This is a genomic window from Glaciimonas sp. CA11.2 (assembly GCF_034314045.1).
Lineage (GTDB): Bacteria > Pseudomonadota > Gammaproteobacteria > Burkholderiales > Burkholderiaceae_D > Glaciimonas.
Map to the genome: position 1 here is coordinate 4545048 of NZ_JAVIWL010000001.1, position 15374 is coordinate 4560421.

General features: G+C 48.9%; 10 protein-coding genes. 8 read left to right on the top strand and 2 right to left on the bottom strand.

Annotation, left to right across the window (positions count from 1 at the left end; all coding sequences use genetic code 11):
- Positions 1-179: 179 nt before the first annotated feature.
- Positions 180-1412, top strand: a complete 1233-nt coding sequence (locus RGU75_RS19805; RefSeq protein ID WP_322238914.1) for a hypothetical protein — start codon at positions 180-182, stop codon at positions 1410-1412.
- A 28-nt stretch (positions 1413-1440) separates the two neighbouring features.
- A complete protein-coding gene (locus tag RGU75_RS19810) occupies positions 1441-1908 on the top strand; it encodes an Lrp/AsnC family transcriptional regulator (RefSeq protein WP_322238917.1) in 468 nt (155 codons plus the stop codon).
- A gap of 67 nt (positions 1909-1975) precedes the next feature.
- Here RGU75_RS19810 and metC read toward each other — a convergent pair whose 3' ends face one another.
- On the bottom strand, positions 1976-3145 hold the full coding sequence (gene metC / locus RGU75_RS19815; protein WP_416186882.1) for a cystathionine beta-lyase: 1170 nt from the start codon (positions 3143-3145) through the stop codon (positions 1976-1978).
- A gap of 511 nt (positions 3146-3656) precedes the next feature.
- Here metC and ilvD point away from each other — a divergent pair.
- Complete coding sequence (gene ilvD / locus RGU75_RS19820; protein ID WP_322238921.1) at positions 3657-5534, top strand: dihydroxy-acid dehydratase; 1878 nt, start codon at positions 3657-3659, stop codon at positions 5532-5534.
- Between the two features lie 381 nt (positions 5535-5915).
- On the top strand, positions 5916-6872 hold the full coding sequence (locus tag RGU75_RS19825) for a tripartite tricarboxylate transporter substrate binding protein (protein WP_322238923.1): 957 nt from the start codon (positions 5916-5918) through the stop codon (positions 6870-6872).
- Positions 6873-7468: 596 nt separating this feature from the next.
- Here the strand turns inward: RGU75_RS19825 and RGU75_RS19830 are convergent.
- Positions 7469-8485 (bottom strand): IS30 family transposase, encoded by a 1017-nt coding sequence (locus RGU75_RS19830; protein WP_322234666.1) that lies wholly within the window; start codon positions 8483-8485, stop codon positions 7469-7471.
- 111 nt (positions 8486-8596) lie between these two features.
- Here RGU75_RS19830 and RGU75_RS19835 point away from each other — a divergent pair, with 111 nt between their 5' ends.
- From RGU75_RS19835 to RGU75_RS19850, 4 genes are all read left to right on the top strand, one after another.
- The gene (locus RGU75_RS19835) at positions 8597-9613 is read left to right on the top strand and encodes a hypothetical protein (RefSeq protein WP_322238925.1); all 1017 of its coding nucleotides are present in this window, start codon (positions 8597-8599) and stop codon (positions 9611-9613) included.
- A 240-nt stretch (positions 9614-9853) separates the two neighbouring features.
- Entirely contained in the window at positions 9854-11131 is a 1278-nt protein-coding gene (locus RGU75_RS19840; protein WP_322238927.1) for a TIGR03862 family flavoprotein, read from the top strand.
- 336 nt (positions 11132-11467) lie between these two features.
- Positions 11468-14254 carry a DNA mismatch repair protein MutS gene (gene mutS / locus RGU75_RS19845; protein WP_322238929.1) on the top strand — a complete coding sequence of 929 codons (2787 nt, stop codon included), beginning with the start codon at positions 11468-11470 and terminating at the stop codon, positions 14252-14254.
- Between the two features lie 26 nt (positions 14255-14280).
- The gene (locus RGU75_RS19850) at positions 14281-15252 is read left to right on the top strand and encodes a hypothetical protein (RefSeq protein ID WP_322238931.1); all 972 of its coding nucleotides are present in this window, start codon (positions 14281-14283) and stop codon (positions 15250-15252) included.
- Positions 15253-15374: the final 122 nt, after the last annotated feature.

Sequence of the window (15374 nt, forward strand, 5' to 3'; positions counted from 1 at the left end):
ACAACGATATAACCTATAAATGCCACGTCATGAATTATTATATGCGCTGATCATGCATAAAGTCTCTGATCAAATTATCTCTTAATATCTAGCGTCTGGTGATAGCAAATTGCTGCCATCTCATTGTAAAATTGACGGCAAACCACATTTATCCATTGTTTACTTTTAAACCGTGACGCATGCATGGCAAATATACCTTCGTGAAGTTTTCATCATCCTTGTTCGTGTCGTGGGCACTTTTACTAGCGTTGGTGTTGACTCTCGCCAGCGCAAAGAGTTATGCGATGGATACAGTTATCGGCGCGGCGGTATCTGAAACCAGCGGTGCGACGCGGACAGCATCCAATCCACATCAAAGTAAGCAAAACCATAATTGTTCTTTACAAGCCATCGCAGAATGTTTTTTTAGAGTTAGCCTGGACGCCACGCATCCTGATGGCACTTTAGGATTTTATGCATCAACTCCAATCAATACTAACAATGTGCGCTTCAACGCCGCGTTGATTGTGATTCACGGTCACTCGCATGATGCAGCCAAGACATTCGATGCCGCCATTGCAGCGGCTACAACCGAACGTCTAAGCACCACATTAGTAATTGCTCCGTTGTTTCAGGTCAACGATACGAATGCAAAAAAATGCCGCTCTGAAGAGCAACAAACTGCACAGGCTAATGATTTTGTGTGGACGTGTGCCAGTTGGATGGAAGGTGGTTCGTCTCAGAATGACCCCAACCTGACATCCTTTAAAGCAATAGATAAGTTAGTCGAAAAAATAATCCAGCGCTATCCCACCATTCGTACCGTTACGATCGCCGGATTTTCGGCTGGGGCTCAGACAATACAACATTACATCGGTTTTTCCACGCTAGATGCTCAATCGTATTCAGTCCGCTACGTGATAGCAGATCCCGGCACCTGGCTATATTTTGACAACGACCGCCCGCAACCAATGATTGCCGATCGCCGAGTAACATGGCCTGAATGCGACGCAGACGGTCAGAGTGATTTTGCTAAATGTACTGTTAAGATTGTTTCCTCCTCAGAAATGATGAGTAGCTGCCCAACTTATAACAATTGGAAATACGGCATCGAGAATCTACCTAAGGTCCTGATGCAGAAACACACCGCGAATGCCGTACGTATCGCTTATCAAAGCGCCGACATAACCTACCTGGAAGCGGCCCTCGATAGCGATAACAGTAAAAAAGCGTCGTACAAGGTTCTCGATAAATCATGCGGCGCCGCCTTGCAAGGACCTTTTCGACTGCAACGCGGGCTGGCTTATGCGCTTTACGATCAACAAAAGCTGCGCTCACCACATCACAAGATGATGAAAATCGTACCTGATTGCGGCCATGATGTCAGCTGTGTATTTCCGTCCGAGAGTGGTCGACAAGCCCTTTTCCACTAACAAGTTCGAGCACAAATTAAGCGTTAATATGGACAAAATAGATAAACAAATTTTGGCAATCCTCCAAGAGGATGCGACGATTTCAGTGGCCGAAATTGCCGAGAAAGTAAGCCTGTCATCAACACCATGTTGGCGTCGGATTCAGAAATTGGAGGAAGAAGGTTATTTGCTTAGGCGCGTTGCACTGTTAGATGCCACCAAGCTCAATGTTGGCGTGACCGTATTCGTGTCGATCAAAACGAATCAACATAATGCTGCCTGGTTTGCGCAGTTCAGTACTAACATCAAGCTGATTCCGGAAGTAGTCGAGTTTTATCGCATGAGCGGAAATATCGATTATCTTCTGCGCATAGTAGTGCCCAATATCGCCGCATATGACAAGGTGTATCAGAAACTAACGCAATCAAATGCGCTGTTCGACGTCAACGCCAGCTTCGCGATGGAGAAGATTAAACACACTACCGCCCTGCCGTTAGGATATATAGACCCGGAATAGTTGCATCCTGACTAAAGTAGCGCGTTTAAAGGCTAACGTACTAATCGTTGGCCCGAAAAAATACCACCTAGAGTGCAAGTGCCATACATTTGAACGCACGGTCCATATCACGCTTGAGATCGTCAATATTTTCCAGTCCAACGTGAATCCGGACCAAAGGATTTTGATACGTCTTGCGTGATGCCACCCGTGTTGGCGGTTTGTCGATAGGCAGTGCCAAACTCTCATAGCCACCCCACGACAAACCGATACCAAACAACTTCAGACTTTCAAAAAAACTGGCAAATGCGGGACGACCAACCGGTTTCAACTCTATTGTAAATAGCCCGCTGGCGCCCAGAAAATCACGCTTCCAAAGCTGATGACCTGGATCGGATGGCAAAGCAGGATGTAAAACACGTTCCACTAACGATTGTGTCACAAGATGTTCGGCCAACTGCATGCCGCTATTCCAATGCTGGCGCAAACGCACTGCCATGCTACGCATGCCCCGTAGCGCCAGATAGATATCGTCAGGTCCCGCAGTTTGACCGAAGTCGTGCGCACCCTGCTTTAAAATTGGCCACGCGCGCTGGTTCGCGCTTGCGACTCCAAGTAAGGCGTCAGAATGACCGACGATATATTTGGTAGCAGCATGAATGGAAACATCCACGCCGTGTTCGAACGGCTTAAAATATAATGGCGTAGCCCAAGTATTGTCCATCAGCACGTACGCGCCAACCTTGTGGGCTTCTTCTGCGATTGCCGGAATATCTTGCACCTCAAAGGTCCAGGAACCAGGTGACTCAACGAATACGACGCGTGTATTTGACCGTATCAATTGTCGGATTTCGCCACCGATCAATGGATCAAAGAACTCCACTTCCACACCCATGCGACGCAATACGCGCTCGGCAAATGTGCGGGTCGGTCCATAAGCGCTATCCGTAATCAATACATGATCGCCAACCTCAACAAAAGCCATGATGCTATGGGTGCAGGCAGATAATCCCGACGGAAATACTAATGCGTGATCACCACCTTCTAATGCCGTGATCGCTTGCTCAAACGAACGTGTGGTTGGCGTACCAAAGCGACCGTATTTTGCCATCGGATTGTCAGTCTGTCGGCCGGCCTCCCAATCATCAAGGTTATCGGCCATGATGGTCGATCCACGAAACACAGGCGTATTGACCATGCCACCATAAAGCGATGGATCACGACCGGCGTGAATCAGTTGCGTATCGACATGTCGCATCACTCGCTGGTCCAGGGGCACTTGAGGAGCTTGTTCGGGCTGATGACTCAAGTCCTGCTGCGTTGTGGAATCAATCGCTAAATCAGCGGGCACATCGCTGGGAGTATCCGAATGGTTGCTTGAAGATGTGCCTGGTAAGGAAGCTGAAGACATATTATTTTCCATCATTGACCTGCTGGCGAGATTGCCAGCCATAAGTTTAAATGAGCTAACTAGAAAAATAGTTTCGAAATTACTCTAAAAAAAACCACTAATTAGAATAATTAACCAATATTAATATAATTAAGAGTAATTTATTTTTATCAACCTTCGAATAGTTATGTATCAGACAATTTTTTATAGATTAGGTGCGATCAAAGCTCAGTAATATGCAAAAGGTCTTAATGATCTATAAATCATATATTTGACAACACGATAGGGTCAAGGCACTCTAGGCGCAGATTTGTAGCTAATTATGGGCGTTTTTAACCCAATATAGTTACGCCCGATTGAATTATTGGAGATTGAAGTCATGCCAGAATATCGCTCACGCACCACCACACACGGCCGCAACATGGCCGGCGCCCGCGCTCTTTGGCGCGCAACCGGCATGAAAGATGGGGACTTTGACAAACCTATCGTTGCCGTGGTTAACTCATTCACCCAGTTTGTTCCCGGTCACGTCCACCTGAAAGACCTCGGTCAAATGGTCGCCCGGGAGATCGAAGCAGCGGGCGGTGTTGCGAAAGAATTCAACACTATTGCAGTCGATGATGGCATTGCAATGGGTCATGGCGGTATGTTGTACTCATTACCATCCCGCGAGTTGATTGCTGATTCTGTCGAATACATGGTCAACGCCCATTGTGCCGATGCGATGGTATGTATTTCGAACTGCGACAAAATCACGCCCGGTATGTTAATGGCAGCGATGCGCCTGAACATTCCGGTAGTTTTTGTTTCTGGCGGTCCAATGGAAGCCGGAAAAATAGTCGAGGCAGTGTTGCCAGGTAAAGCGCCAGGAACCCAGCGCATCATTAAAATTGATCTGGTTGATGCAATGGTCAAGGCTGCCGATTCGTCTGTCAGTGATGCGGAGATCGCCGAAATCGAACGCTCAGCTTGTCCAACGTGCGGCTCTTGTTCCGGGATGTTCACAGCAAATTCAATGAATTGCCTGACCGAGGCACTCGGCCTGGCATTGCCGGGTAATGGCACGATTCTGGCGACGCATGCGGATCGCAAGGAATTATTCCTGCGCGCTGGACGACTAATCGTGGAATTGGCGAAACGTCATTACGAACAAGATGATTACTCGGTCCTGCCGCGCACGATTGCCAATAAGGCTGCGTTTGAGAATGCAATGACACTAGACGTGTCGATGGGCGGCTCCACGAATACCGTACTGCATTTACTGGCGGCAGCGCAAGAAGCCGAAGTTGAATTCAAAATGGCCGACATAGACCGTATTTCACGCAATGTGCCTTGCTTATGTAAAGTGGCACCCGCGACCGACAAATACCATATCGAAGACGTCCACCGTGCTGGCGGTATTATCAGCATCTTGGGCGAACTGGCGCGCGCCGGCTTGCTGGACACGACACGTCCAACAATCCATAGTAAGGATTTGGCAGAAGCGATTGCCAATAACGACATTACACAAACGCAAGATCCTGCGGTACACAAACTATTCAGTGCGGCGCCAGGCGGCGTGGCGACACAAACAGCATTCTCGCAAGAGAAACGCTTTGACAGCCTGGATATGGATCGTAGTACCGGTTGCATCCGCGATAAAGCGCACGCTTATTCGCTAGACGGTGGCTTAGCCGTGTTGTACGGCAATCTGGCCGTTAACGGTTGCATCGTTAAAACCGCTGGTGTGGACGAAAGCATCCTCAAATTCACGGGCAAAGCGCGTGTGTTCGAAAGCCAGGATGCCGCGGTGGAAGCTATTCTGGGCGATGTAGTACAAGCAGGTGACACCATCATTATTCGCTACGAAGGGCCAAAAGGCGGTCCTGGTATGCAAGAAATGCTGTATCCAACTTCGTATATCAAATCGAAAGGTTTGGGCAAATCATGCGCTCTGTTCACTGATGGTCGCTTTTCAGGCGGCTCATCCGGCCTGGTAATCGGTCATGCATCGCCAGAAGCTGCAGAAGGCGGCGCAATTGGACTGGTTGAAGATGGTGACACCATCGAAATCGACATTCCAAATCGTCGTATTCACCTGGCTATCAGCGATGAGCTATTAGCGCAGCGCCGCATTGCCATGGACGCTAGGGGAAAAGATGCATGGAAACCGGTTAACCGTCAGCGTTACGTTTCCCAGGCATTGCAAGCTTATGCTGCAATGGCCACATCGGCGGATCGCGGTGCGGTGCGTGATATCAGTCAGTTGAAGCGCTAAGCCAAGGCAGAATTGATTGGCTTGCGAATAATCTCGTGAGCGAGTAAGCAATATATTAAAAAACGCGCCGACTGGCGCGTTTTTTAATGCTTGAACAGAGTATCGAACAAAACAAAACTCTACCAAATCCGGTTCAATCGGTAAGCACAAATATCGCTCAGGCCAACTGAAATCTATACAAACCCAGCGAAAATTTGTGAAGATCCCAATCAGTCAAACCTCATCTTTCGTCAGCACTATTTTAGGCTCAGCATAATTTATTATAAATTTTCATAGTAAGTAGTGCGTAATGCTGTATGGTTCTATTTTTAGATTACGAATTCATTTTCTAAATTTCGAAAATTGACATTAGGTTTAACCTCCATATAAGCAGGCTCCATAATGAATCGTTGTAGACATATAGCAGTTTTTTTATTGTGCATCGGGTTAGCTACTGCAGCACAAGCGTTTCCTGATCATCCGGTCCATATCGTCGTCGGTTTTGCACCAGGTGGCGCGGATATTTCTGCCCGACTGGTCGCTCAAAAGCTCTCGGTCCTTTGGGATCAACCAGTCATTATTGAGAACCGAGCAGGCGCGGCTGGCAATATCGCCGCCGCCCTAGTCGCTAAAGCCGCACCTGATGGCTACACGATTCTGCTACTGGTGAATTCCTACACCATCAATACAACGGTTTACCGCAACCTGACATGGGACTTGCTCCGTGATTTTGCCCCCATAGGCAGGTATGCGAGCACGCCAATGGTTGTACTGGTCAATGACCAGTTACCGGTCAAAACTTTCGCTGACTTTTTAGCCTATGCCAAAGCCAACCCGGGCAAGATTAATTATGGATCGGCAGGTTCTGGCACAACAACGCATCTGGCCGGCGAAATGTTTGACATGCGCTCTGGCGTCCAGATGACACACGTACCTTACAAGGGCTCGGGTCCTTCAGTGGTGGCCCTATTGTCGAATGAGGTGCAATTGTCATTCGGATCAATGGCTGCGTTTGATGGCCTGATCAAGCAAGGCCGGATACGTCCGTTAGCCGTGACTACGGCGACGCGTTTTTCTGGGCTTCCCGATGTACCAACACTGGCCGAAAGCGGGATGCCAGGTTTTGATGTGAACGTCTGGTACGGCTTGGTTGCGCCCTTAAAAACACCTCCGGCGATCATAAAAAAAATTAGCGACGATTTAGCGAAAGTGATGGCGGACCCCGACCTCGCAGTCAAGCTACGCGCAACAGGACTAGAACCGTCGTATCTGGATAGTAAAAAAACAGGTGAATTGATGAAGCAAGATGTGAGTCGTTGGCGCGAAGTCATCAACAAACTCAAGTTTTCTCTCGAATAGAATAATCTTATAGCGCTTTAAATGGCGTTAGCCAATTCTCTAAAGTGGAACACCGCCAGTTCTTATCTTTATATGACTAACGCAATACTCTGTCCTGCTCCATGATAGTTATGCTGGGTAAAAAAGTATCACATCTTCTTTACAAGAACGCCCTATTTTCTTGTGTGCACAATCGGTTTTATAACTTTACTAGCGGGACGAATAGCCGATTCCGCGCTTGATCTAAAACGAGGAATTACCTCCCATCGATGCACGAGCTACAAAGCGCACCACCGCTCTAGAGGTGCGTATCCCTACAATGTCCAAAAACTTGTGGATCAGCCGCGATGCTTAAGCCATCAACAAGATAAGCCAATGTCAGCACTTTCAATACTGCGTGCAGATGATCTGGCGATCTGATCAGCAAGTTACCCGCCCCCTTTTTTAGCCCTCACCAAAAAACCTTGAATTGTGGTTTTGCACGTGGTATATGCTGACACGACAATTTTTATATTTTTTGCCAATTACAGCAAAAATGTGCCGCCTCGATTCCCTGTTTTGAATCAATTTTTTTACGCTAAAGAAGGGCGGTTTCAAATACCAAGCGCAACACTGGGTTAATTAACAGTGTCAGTCGGATGTTGTAGCAACGCGATGTGCTGAGTATAAACGACGAGTGGCGACTCATAATCGAGCCTTGCTCTTGGACGCGTATTGAGCGACAAGGCGATGGCGTCGAGTTCGTCCTGAGAGTAGATCGACAGGTCCGAACCCTTGGGCATGTATTGGCGCAACAAGCCGTTGGTATTTTCATTTGACCCGCGCTGCCAAGGGCTGTGCGGGTCGGCGAAATAGATCTGAACACCGGTGCGCTCGGTGAGGATTTTGTGGCCGTGCATCTCGCGCCCTTGGTCGTAAGTCATGGTCTTGCGCATCGCTGCCGGCTCGCGGTTGAGCACCGCCGAGAAGCTGTCGACGACCGCTTTGGTGGTTGCGTTGTCCATCTTGGCGAGCACCACAAAGCCGGTCGTGCGCTCGACCAGCGTGCCCACCGATGAGCGGTTGCCGGCACCCTTGATCAAGTCCCCTTCCCAATGGCCGGGAATGAGGCGGTCCTCGACCTCTGGAGGCCGGATGTGGATGCTCTGCATATCTGGGATCTGACCCCGGCGATCGGTGCCACGGCTGCGTGGCTTACGGACCTGGTTGTGGTGACGCAGGCAGGCAATCAGCTCACGCTTGAGTTCGCCGCGTGGGTGCAAGTAGATGGCGTTGTAGATGGTCTCGTGGGACACAGATTTCTCAGAATTGTCGGGCCAAAGGGCCCTGAGTTTGCGCGCTATTTGCTGCGGCGACCAGAGGAGTTTTAGCTGATGCCGGACGACCTGGAACAAGGCCCCGTCCGCGTGCAGTTTGGGAAGACGTCGCGGCAGGACACGACGCGCCTGGCATTGTGCGTGGGCCAGATTGGCATCGTAGACGCCGGCACCGCTGGTGCGTTTGAGTTCGCGGCTAATCGTGCTGGCTGAACGGCAAAGGCGTTTAGCAATGGATCGGGTGGAGCACAGGTCGTCGCGCATGGTCATGACGACGGCGCGTTCCTGAGTAGTTAAATGTTTGTAAATTTTCGCCATGGCGGCACCTTACAGCAGAAGGTGTTGCACTTGGTCTTTGAGAACGCCAAGGTATGGCAGAAATAAGCTCTTTGATTCATTTGTTTGATCAGATACTCGAAGAAAACAATCATGCGAACTTACATTAGGATCAACTTAGTGCCGATTACATCCGCTTCCTCATTGAGCAATATCTCGCTTCAACAATTTTCCGCTAATACCCCAGTTAGCGAAGGACGTTCAAACGCCCTGTTTATAAAAGCACTGGTTTCAGTCACGAATTCCCCAGTGATTCTTAATGCATATCAAACGCCCTCAGACGGAACGCAGGTAGATTGTCCAAGGATCGCAAACTATCCAGATTCTAGTATGGCCCGCTACGTTTGGGAGGTCGAAGTGAGTAACAGCGCACCACGCATCGTCACAAAAAAAATACTTAGTGAACTTTTGATGGCCGACAAAGCGATTCGGTTGACCCAGGTAGCCTTACCTTTTGGATCAACAAACCAAGTTGCCGACGTATGGCGAACGAATGCAGAGAATATTCTGAGGCGACGTATCAGGTTGTTAGCGGAAGATGGACAATCACTAAAAGCTATCGTCACATCGGGCGTAGGCAATTGTTCAGAGCACTCAAAGGTAACCGCCGCGTTATTACTATCGGAGCCCACGAAAAGTCCCCTATTTCGAGTCGCCGCTGAAGGGATGGATCATAATTTTGTGCTCATTGGAGACCAGCGTGAAATTGATTCCAGTGAGGTGGTCGTCGCGGATTCGTGGGTCAAATTCCCTATCGCCCATACCCTTGATGAGGGGAAATTTTCTCCAGGGAATGTACTTGAGCAATTCGCTCCGACCTCCAAACCGGATCCGCGTTTCACCATTGACCAATCCTGTTTTACTAAGCTACCCGCAGACTCTGGCGGCGACAAAAAAGCCAAGGAATATCTTACGGAAAAAAGGGAATCAGGTGGTGTTATGTATCAATATTGGACATCATCTGCATCGGTCGGCAGAAATGTTCGTACTGAGGGATCCCCAAAAACCTATTCGTTCGATAGATTTCCTCGGCAGCAAATAGACGAAATGACGGAAACTTTCAACGCCTACTATGAATGGTATCCCAAGGAGGAGGATGATTCTGAATAGCGATCACAACATAATATAATAAGGCAGAACGCGCCCTGCACAGCATAAAAGATATGAACCTGATTGAAAAAATTGATCTAATACGAATAAAAAAGAATTTCAACAACATTCTCCGTATTGACAAACAAATCAACTGCCAATCAGCCACCGACGGTTACTGATTGGCAGTTGACTCGCTGCAGCGTAGACTACGCCCTCTGTCTGCTTTAAGACATCCGTCGCTTAAGCCCCACAATTACCATGATTTCTTCCCCACATTCAAGCATCCCAGCAGTCGTCATTATTGGCGGTGGCCCGGCCGGGCTGATGGCGGCGGAAACATTGTCTTCCAACGGTGTTCCGGTAGCCGTTTATGATGCGATGCCATCAGTCGGTCGCAAATTTTTGCTAGCTGGCAAAGGCGGTATGAACATTACGCACTCCGAGCCTTACACGGATTTTTTATTACGTTACGGCTCCCATGCGAACGACATGGGGCCGCTGCTTCAGGAATTTGGCCCCGATGCCGTACGCAAATGGGTGAAGAATTTAGGCATTGAGACCTTTATCGGATCGTCCGGACGCGTGTTCCCTTCCGACATGAAAGCTGCACCGCTGCTACGCGCCTGGTTGCATCGTCTGCGTTTAGCGGGTGTGCGATTTCACATGCGGCATCGTTGGACAGGCTGGAATGCTGAAGGTGATTGTTCGTTTTCAACACCAGATGGTGTCCTGACGGTCAGAGCCAATGTAATATTATTGGCACTTGGCGGAGGAAGTTGGGCACGCATGGGTTCTGACGGTGCGTGGGTTCCATTATTGGCTAGCCGAAAAATCTCCGTTTCGCCGTTATTGCCGTCGAACTGCGGCTTCAATGTTGAGTGGAGTGATTATTTTAAAGAGCGATTTGCTGGTCACCATTTAAAATCAGTCGCTATCGCGCTACCGGATTTGAACGACGACGTACATCAAACACCTCCTTCGAACAATCAAAATATACCTTTCTATAAACAAGGGGAGTTCGTGATCAGTGCTGACGGCGTCGAAGGTAGCCTGATCTACGCCATTTCTGCACGTTTGCGCGATCACATTGGACGCCACGGCAGCGTCAGGTTCCATCTGGATTTATTGCCAGACTGGTCCCATGAGCGCGTCCTTACAGAAGTGACACACCCTCGCGGTTCCCGATCATGGTCAAGTCATTTACAAAGTCGACTTGGACTCAAAGGGGTAAAAGTCGGCTTACTAAGAGAGTGCGCATCAACGGCATTTACTGATGCAACCAAACTCGCGCTTGCCATTAAAGCACTCCCCATATCGTTGGTATCAGCAAGGCCGATTGATGAGGCAATCAGCAGTGCCGGCGGCGTTATGTTTAATGAAGTTGATAAGAACATGATGTTACGAGCTATTCCAGGCGTATTTTGCGCTGGTGAAATGCTTGACTGGGAAGCGCCTACTGGTGGTTATTTGTTAACCGCATGTTTTGCATCCGGTCGAAAAGCAGGCCTCGGTGTGCTGGACTGGCTAAAAAAGTAGCGTCGTAAATGATGCGCGAGAGAAGACAATACTCGCAGAAGGTTTGTTCGGACCGGTCTTGCTGATTGCGCGGCTTACGCTTTTTCTCAATTAAATATGTTGTATCTGAATCAGAATCGTAGTCAGAGCCAATCGTCAACGGCATACCCATTTGCGCTTGAAAACGTTTAAAATTCAATAGGTTGCAAACAACGTTTCGCATAATTGAAATAAATAAATTGCAACAATCCTATCAAGCCGCGATGGCAAGAGTAACGGTAAAAGCGCTTTGTATTGAAAGAGAAAAATGTTTAACGCAGTAAACAATAGATTAATTGATGTGCGAGTGATAACCGGATGACTGTAGAAAAGTTAAAAATTTCCCCCGGCACTGCCCAGTATCTCAGCATAAAAGCAGATTATCCGACCACGCTCGTTTTCTTCCGCATGGGCGATTTTTACGAGCTGTTCTTTGAAGACGCAGAAAAAGCCTCGCGCTTACTTGGTATCACGCTGACCTCTCGCGGTACTTACAATGGCGCACCGATCAAGATGTGTGGCATCCCCTTTCACGCCGCCGACCAATATCTGGCCAAGCTGGTCAAAGTCGGTGAATCAGTCGCACTTGCCGAACAAATCGGTGATCCAGCGACGAGCAAAGGGATCGTCGAGCGTAAAGTATTACGCGTCGTAACGCCTGGCACACTCACAGACTCAAACCTGCTGCCAGAAAAATTGGAACAACCGTTATTGGCCCTTTCCTTTACCCAACACAAGCAACGTAAGACCGCAACAGTTGGATTAGCCTGGCTTACCATGGCTAGTGGCGCGCTAAAAATGATGGAATTCAGCGGCGATATTAAAGCGCTGGAGATACGCCTTAAACAAGAACTGGAACGCATCGCAGCGGCAGAGATCTTGATGGGCGAACTTGTCAGCCCTTTATTAAACACTTTGCACGGCCAGACGTTGATTAATAAAGCGACGACTGTGCCGGACTGGCACTTCGATATTCCAAATGGTGAAAAAGCGTTGCTTGACCAACTGGCTGTCAGCACATTAAGCGGCTTTGGCGCCGAAGGTCTAAGCACCGCTGTCGGCGCCGCTGGCGCACTACTACGCTACGCACAGTCAACACAGGGAAAAGGCTTGCAGCACGTCCGCGCCTTGACCGTAGAAACTGAAAATGAATTCATTGGTCTGGATGCTGCCACCCGCCGTAATCTGGAGCTCACTGAAACCATCCGTGGCGAGGATTCTGCGTCCGGTGCACCAACCCTATTTTCATTATTGGATCATTGCCGCACCGCAATGGGATCCCGACTGTTGCGTCATTGGCTACACCATGCCAAACGTGCGCAATCCGTAGCGCAAGGACGGCACGTGGCGATTGGCGCGCTGCTCGCCGCCGAGACCGGAAAAGACTTGTCAACCACACTCGCTGAAGTCCCTGATATCGAGCGCATTACCACACGCATCGCACTGCTTTCTGCGCGACCACGTGACCTAGCCGGGCTGCGGGATGGTTTGCAGCAATTGGAAGCGATCCGCGTCAATGTCGCGCTTTGTGACGGTGTTAGCGAGGGTGATGTTAGTAAAAATGGGGCGCACGCAGTCGAGCAGACCGAATATCCAATACCGTTGTTACGCACGCTATATCAGGCATTAGCAACCCCGGTGGCATGCCTCACATTGATGCAGCGTGCAGTGGCCGCCGAACCAGCAACCATGGTCCGCGATGGCGGCGTCATTGCCGCCGGATTTGATGCAGAGCTAGATGAGTTGCGAGGATTATCCGAAAATGCCGGACAGTTTTTGATCGATCTGGAAACCCGTGAACGCGCACGTACCGGCATTGCCAACCTACGTGTTGAATATAACAAAGTACATGGTTTTTATATCGAAGTGACACATGGTCAAACCGACAAAGTGCCAGATGACTATCGCCGCCGTCAAACACTGAAAAACGCAGAGCGTTACATTACTCCCGAATTGAAAGCGTTTGAAGATAAGGCATTGTCTGCTCAAGAGCGCGCACTCATTCGAGAAAAAGTATTATATGAACAATTATTACTCGATCTGGCACCACACATAGCAACATTACAAACGATCGCTCAAGCGCTGGCCCAAATCGACACCTTGGTAGCATTAGCGTCGCATGCAGCACGTCACGATTGGTGCGCGCCACAATTGACTACCGAACCGGCGATCCAGATCGAGCAAGGCCGGCATCCGGTAGTTGAAAAGCAAATTGAACACTTTATTGCCAACGATTGCATGCTGTCTGCAGAGCATAAATTGCTATTGATTACTGGCCCTAATATGGGCGGCAAATCAACCTTTATGCGGCAAGTCGCGCTCATTACTTTGCTGGCCTATGTCGGCAGTTATGTCCCTGCCACCAACGCAATAATAGGTCCGATAGATCGCATATTCACGCGTATTGGTGCAGCTGATGATTTAGCAGGCGGCCGCTCTACCTTTATGGTCGAAATGACCGAATCCGCAGCCATCCTTAATGGCGCAAGTGAAAGTTCACTGGTTTTGATGGATGAGGTCGGACGCGGCACATCGACGTTTGATGGACTGGCGCTGGCTTGGGCGATCGCCAAACAATTAATTGACGTAACCCGCTGTTTTACGCTCTTCGCCACCCATTACTTTGAACTAACCCAATTGCCCGATATCCACGCTACAGCAGCGAACGTGCATCTGTCTGCGGTTGAGCATAAAGACAGCATTGTATTTTTACACGCTGTCCAGCCCGGCCCTGCATCGCAGAGTTACGGCTTGCAAGTGGCGCAACTGGCGGGCGTGCCAACGGCAGTCATCAAAGCCGCCCGCAAGCATCTGGCACTTCTGGAATCGCAGTCGGTCCAGGCCACGCCGCAATTCGACTTGTTTTCAAATGCGCCAGCGAATTATCAGGATAGTGGCGACGAAGCGCTTGATTCAATTCAGGTTCAGGATCAATCACTGGAAAGTGAATTGCTTGATGCGCTAGCGGTCATTGACCCAGACACCTTAACCCCGCGCCAGGCATTGGATCACTTATATCACCTGAAGCATTTGAGCAAAGCAGGGCCCAATGCTGCGTCATCCGAGAAAACACCACCAACTGCCCAAGCGGTCAGAGTCGCATGAACGAGGTGTGCTTGTGGGCTAGAACAATGTCCGGTCCTGTGCCAGTAGCACGATCCCAAAGCATGGCCAGTACGGGGATCGTCGCGGCGTTTATACTTACTATCGGCTGGTTATCTGGCGCTGCTCTTGCTACCGACCAGGGAGAAACCAGCAGCTTTAGTTTTGGCGTTATTGGTCATCCATTCCGAAGCACTTCTGATGAAGTCGCAGTGCGCACGGCTATTAGCCAGACTGATGACGAAAATCTGGCATTCGTTGTCACCAATGGCATAAAATCGGAAAAAGAGCCTTGCTCAGATAAACTGTACCAAGAACGTAAGGCGCTCTTGAATAGCGCAAAAAATGGCATGATCGTTTCACCCTCCGCTAGCGATTGGGTCGCATGCAAAAATGAAATCGGACGCTCTACTTCGTTTGAACGTCTCAACCGACTCCGTGAATTATTTTTTTCGGATGATTTTTCGTTAGGTGAAACCAGAATCCCGCTGAACCGCCAATCCACGTCACCAAAGTTTCGCACATACGTTGAAAATGCACGTTGGGAGATTGGTAATGTAACGTTTGCCACCGTCAATTTGCCTGCACGAAATAACCACTATACGTCTGAAGGCGGCCGCAACAGCGAATTTGAAGATCGTTTAATTGCTAACAAGGAATGGTTGCAACGAATCTTGAACATTGCTGAGCAAAATAAATCAGATGGTATAGTTTTATTTTGTGACGGTGATCCACTCGCCGTGCAGCGAAGACGCGTATTTGATTTTAATGTAAAGCGCGATGGCTTTGTTGAGATGCGTCACGCCATTACCGCACTGGCAACTAAATTTTCGGGTAAGGTCTTAATTATTCACGGACCCCCTTCCAACAGCGCGCCATCCACTACTGACGTTGTCTGGAAAAAGAATCTTGGCGATATGGAAATAGCATCCTCGTGGGCGAAAGTAACGGTAGACACGCGCAATCCGCACTATTTTGCCATCGACAAAACCCGCAACTAACGATAAAAAATGGGTATTTAAATCATTTTTTTATTTTTCTTGCAACGCAGTAACAATTGCAAGAGGAATAGTAATAAATAATATTGAATAAATAATATTGAATAAATAATATTGAATAAATA

Coding starts and splice junctions, on each gene's coding strand:
- RGU75_RS19805 (WP_322238914.1), top strand. CDS start 180: ATGCATGGCAAATATACCTTCGTGAAGTTTTCATCATCCTTGTTCGTG.
- RGU75_RS19810 (WP_322238917.1), top strand. CDS start 1,441: ATGGACAAAATAGATAAACAAATTTTGGCAATCCTCCAAGAGGATGCG.
- metC (WP_416186882.1), bottom strand. CDS start 3,145: ATGCGACATGTCGATACGCAACTGATTCACGCCGGTCGTGATCCATCG.
- ilvD (WP_322238921.1), top strand. CDS start 3,657: ATGCCAGAATATCGCTCACGCACCACCACACACGGCCGCAACATGGCC.
- RGU75_RS19825 (WP_322238923.1), top strand. CDS start 5,916: ATGAATCGTTGTAGACATATAGCAGTTTTTTTATTGTGCATCGGGTTA.
- RGU75_RS19830 (WP_322234666.1), bottom strand. CDS start 8,485: ATGGCGAAAATTTACAAACATTTAACTACTCAGGAACGCGCCGTCGTC.
- RGU75_RS19835 (WP_322238925.1), top strand. CDS start 8,597: ATGCGAACTTACATTAGGATCAACTTAGTGCCGATTACATCCGCTTCC.
- RGU75_RS19840 (WP_322238927.1), top strand. CDS start 9,854: ATGATTTCTTCCCCACATTCAAGCATCCCAGCAGTCGTCATTATTGGC.
- mutS (WP_322238929.1), top strand. CDS start 11,468: ATGACTGTAGAAAAGTTAAAAATTTCCCCCGGCACTGCCCAGTATCTC.
- RGU75_RS19850 (WP_322238931.1), top strand. CDS start 14,281: ATGTCCGGTCCTGTGCCAGTAGCACGATCCCAAAGCATGGCCAGTACG.